Annotated in this window: 2 protein-coding genes; both read right to left on the reverse strand. The window is 75.1% G+C overall.

What is annotated here, in order from left to right:
• Window positions 1–86: 86 nt before the first annotated feature.
• Window positions 87–872 carry a LytR/AlgR family response regulator transcription factor gene (locus H5J30_RS30350; protein ID WP_181790629.1) on the reverse strand — a complete coding sequence of 262 codons (786 nt, stop codon included), beginning with the start codon at window positions 870–872 and terminating at the stop codon, window positions 87–89.
• Window positions 873–919: 47 nt separating this feature from the next.
• A partial coding sequence (locus H5J30_RS30355; protein WP_181790631.1) for a sensor histidine kinase occupies window positions 920–1,890 on the reverse strand: 971 nt, incomplete at its 5' end.

A 1,890-nucleotide genomic window follows, 5' to 3' on the forward strand; every position in this document is an offset into this window, starting at 1 on the left:
CGCTCGCCTTCGGTACGCGGCCGTCCGCCGCGCCGCCCTTCCGCGAGCCGCTCCGCGGCGCGGAGATCCCCCGATCGCCCGCCACGTCACACCGCCGCCGTCGGTGGATGTCGGACCAGCATCTCGCGGACCTGGCGGGTGTGCCGCCGGCTGACCGCCAGCACGTGCCCGCCGAGCACGACGTACGTACGGCCCGCCTCCATGCGCAGCTCGCGCACGTGGTGCAGGGCGACGAGGTGGCTGCGGTGGATGCGTACGAACCCGGCCGCCCCCCACCGCTCCTCCAGCGTCGCGAGGGGGATGCGCACCAGATGGCTGCCGCCGCCGGTGTGCAGCCGCGCGTAGTCGCCCTGGGCCTCCGCGTAGAGCACCTCGCTGCGCTGCACGAACCGCGTGACACCGGCGAGTTCGACGCTGAAGACCTCGTCCGGCACCGCCGCCCGCTCCGGCGCCGCACCGCCCTGCTCCGGCTGCTCCTCGGGCACCGGCTCCGCGGCCGAGGCAGCCGCACACCGGCGCACCGCCTCCGCGAGCCGCTCGGGCGCCACGGGCTTGAGCACGTAGTCGGCGGCGTGCAGCGCGAACGCCTCCACCGCGTGGTCCTCGTGCGCGGTGACGAACACGACGCGCGGCGGCTGGGCGAACCGGGATATCAGCCGCGCGAGCGCCAGCCCGTCCAGGCCCGGCATGCCGATGTCCAGGAACACCGCGTCCACCGAACGGCCCGAGGCCAGCGCCCGGTCGAGGGCCAGCAGCGCCTGCTGCCCGTCGCCTGCCGTCTGCACCTCGGCCACCCGCGGGTCGCGGCGCAGCAGATATGCCAGCTCCGCCAGGGCGGGCTCCTCGTCGTCGACGGCGAGAGTGTGCAGCATGCGGGAACCCTATGCGGGGTGCGGCGGCAGCGAAACCCGTCTATCGCTCACATCCCGGCCGGGCCGCTCTGCACCGCGTCCGGATGGAACTTCGGCACCCGGACGTGCACCTTCGTCCCGGCGCCCGGAGCGGTCTCGATGACGAGCCCGTAGGCGTCCCCGTACACCTGCCGCAGCCGCTCGTCGACGTTCCGCAGCCCGATGCCCGGCGCCCGCGGCGCGTCCCCCGCCAGCTCGGCGAGCTCCGCCAGATCCCCGGCCAGGGTGCGCGCCAGGGTCTCCGCGGCCATACCCGCGCCGTCGTCCTCGACGCTGATCAGCGCCTCGCTGCCGCCGTCCGCCGCGGTGATCGTGAGCCGGCCGGGGCCCGGCTTCTTCTCCAGCCCGTGCCGTACGGCGTTCTCCACCAGCGGCTGCAGGCACAGGAACGGCACCACGACGCTCAGCACCTCCGGCGCCACCCGCAGCGAGACCTCCAGCCGGCCGCCGAAGCGGGCACGCTCCAGCAGCAGGTAGCGGTCGATGCAGCGCAGCTCCTCGGAGAGGGACGTGAAGTCGCCGTGGCGGCGGAAGGAGTAGCGGGTGAACTCGGCGAACTCCACGATCAGCTCGCGGGCCCGCTCCGGGTCGGTGCGCACGAAGGAGGCGACGGTCGACAGGGAGTTGTAGATGAAGTGCGGCGAGATCTGGGCACGCAGCGCGCGCAGCTCCGCCTCGCTGGCGGCGGCCCGGGAGCTGTCCAGCTCGGCCAGCTCCAGCTGCGCGGAGACCCAGCGGGCCACCTCGGAGGCGGCGCGCACCAGGCCCGCGGACGTCTGGGAGGTGAAGACGGCGAGCACGCCGTCGACGCGGCCGGCGACCGCCAGCGGCACCGCCACGGCGTGCCGCAGCGGGCAGTCCGGCCAGGCGCAGGCCACCTCGCGGGGGCCGATGACCTGCGTACGGCCGCTCTCCGTCACCTGCGCCGCGGCGTCGGGGACGGCTTCGGAGTGGTCGTGGCCCGGCTTGCCCTCGGGGC

The organism is Streptomyces phytophilus, from assembly GCF_013870535.1.
Classification (GTDB): domain Bacteria; phylum Actinomycetota; class Actinomycetes; order Streptomycetales; family Streptomycetaceae; genus Streptomyces; species Streptomyces phytophilus.

Bases quoted from the DNA above. Each gene is read 5' to 3' on its own strand.
- H5J30_RS30350 (WP_181790629.1), bottom strand. From the start codon at position 872: ATGCTGCACACTCTCGCCGTCGACGACGAGGAGCCCGCCCTGGCGGAG.